The sequence below is a fragment of the Roseateles sp. P5_E11 genome (assembly GCF_054049355.1).
The window spans coordinates 1-2,234 of the sequence record NZ_JBFUMO010000769.1; the positions used below are offsets into that span (position 1 = coordinate 1).

1 pseudogene is annotated in these 2,234 nt (G+C 72.1%); it reads right to left on the minus strand.

Annotated features, from left to right (window positions below):
* Positions 1 to 2,234: pseudogene (locus ACXJKR_RS30325) on the minus strand (hypothetical protein); the annotation flags it as partial.

The window sequence follows — 2,234 nt, forward strand, 5'->3', positions numbered from 1 at the left end:
GCTCAGGCCCTCGTGCAGGCACATCAGTCGCGCGCGGCCCAGGCCCGGCGTGACGGCGGGGCCGAAGTCGCCAAAGGGTTGGGCCACGAGCAGCAGCGACAGGCCCTCGCCCTGTGGCGTGAGGCGGGCATGCAGGCGGCTGTCGCCGGCCACGCGCTGGCCGGCGTCGGCGTCGGAATGGAGCTGGAAATGGCCGGTCAACACCTGCAGCGCAGCGCCGAGTTCGGCCGTGGCATTGGCCGGTACCTTCCAGCCCTGGGCGACCAGCTCAGCCACGCGGCGCTGGGTGGGCGTGATGCGGATCAGCCGCGCCCGGCTCGGCCCCTCGCGCAGCACGCGCTGGGTGTTGCGGCGCTCGCGTTCGGCCTCAGCCTGGGCGCCGTGCAGCATGCCGGCATGCGGCGACTCGGCAGCGACCAGCGGCGGGTGGAGGTGGAACTCGAAGGCGGCCTTGGCGTCCTGGCCAACCCGCCGAATCTCCAGCTCCGGCAGCCCCTCGCTGAGCTCCACCCACTGCCCCGGCGCGTCGGCAAACATCAGGTGCGGATGGCCGATCAGTGCGACCAGGGCTTGGCTCACGTCCAGACGCAGATCATGCACACCGGCCCAGGCGTCGCGCTCGATGTGGCGCAGCACCAGGTTGTCGCGGCTGCGCTGGGCGCCTTGCTTCTTGAGCTTGGCCAGCGTCACGGCCTTGAACTTGAGGCCGCCGCGTGCGCCGTGGTTCATCTCCAGCGGCTCCAGCGTGTGCACGCGGCCGGCGTTGTCGAGCTTGAGCTGCCAGGCCAGCTCAGGCTTGGTGGCGCTGCCGGCGGGCTTGCCATCGTCACTGAGGGCGGCGATGGCCGCGAGGGCGTCCTGCCAGGCCTGGCGCGGCTGGCCGAGGAAGTTGGCAACGCGGGCCGGCCCGGTGCCGCCCAGTTCCAGGCGCTGCAGGGCTGCGCTCAGATAGTCGGCCAGCAAGGCTTCTTCTGGGCCGAGGCCGGCGAGCACGGCCTGTGCGAGCTGGGGCGTCCAGCCGGGAGCTGGCTTGCCCAGCCAGGCGGTGAGCAGCAGGCGGTCCACCGGCGCGGCATCGCCCGGCGTGCGGGGCGTGAAGGCGGCTTCCAGAAAACTGTCCTCGCCCAGCCGCACGCCGATGCCGTGGGCCCACAGGCCCCAGGCCTCGTAGGCGGTGGGGCTGCGGCTGCCGGATTCGGCGATGGCGTATTTGCGCGCCTGCGCCCAGGCCTTGGGGTCGTCCTGGGCCAGCAGGCTGAGCAGGTACAGGCGCGCGGTGTCCAGCGACAGCGCGTTGCGACGGCTGCGGCTGGCGGTGTGGATGGCCTTGATGGCGGCCTCGAAGCCGGCGCTGGCCTCGGCCCAGCGGCCATCGACGAGGGCGCGGGCGGCGGCCAGCAGCGTGACGCCCGGGCCGGCCAGGCCGCGCAGATGCTGCTCGGCGCTGTCCAGTTGCAGGGCCAGCATGTCGGCCTCGGCCAGGCGGGCGTGCATGGGAATGCTGAGCGTGCCGGTACCGGCCTGCAGCCAGGTGCGCAGCTCGGCACGCACCGGGTGGCCGGCGGGCAGGACGTCCAGCAACTGGCCCAGCAAGGTATCTCGAAGATCCGGGTCGATCTGCGCCAGCAGCCCGGGGCACCAGGGCTCGATCAGGGCCTGTAGGGCCAGCATCGGCGGGCTCAGTTCCGGCAATCGGGTGGCGAGCAGTTCATGGAATTCGGCGGCGGGCATGCCCGAGAAGATCATCAGCCGCAGCACCGTGCGCATGTCCTCGGGGCTGCGGAAGTTGACCCAGGCGATGGGGTCCTGCCAGTCGCCCCGGCCCGAGCCCAGCAGCCACAGGCGCTGGCGCCAGTAGCGCTCGTGGCCGGGGGCGGCAAGCAAGGTCTGCAGACGCTCGACGTGATCGATCAATGAGACGCGCGTGCCCTTGCCGTACAGCCCCTCGGCACGGCGCTGGGCGACCAGGGCCTGCAGGCCATCGCGCGTGGCGTAGTGGTCGAAGGTCTCGCCGTTGGCGCGCTCGCGGCCGGTCAGCGACAGCCATTGCATGACGGCGTTGATGCTGGCGGTGCCGCCCAGCAGCAGCAGGGCGTCGAGCAAGGTCTGCAGGTCGGCCTCGGGCAGGGCGCCGGGGGCGGCGAGTTGCTCGGTCCGCTGGGCCGCTTTGGCTTCCTGGATCTTGCGCAGCATCTCCTGGGCGGTGACGACCGTGCCATCGGGCAGGTTGAACT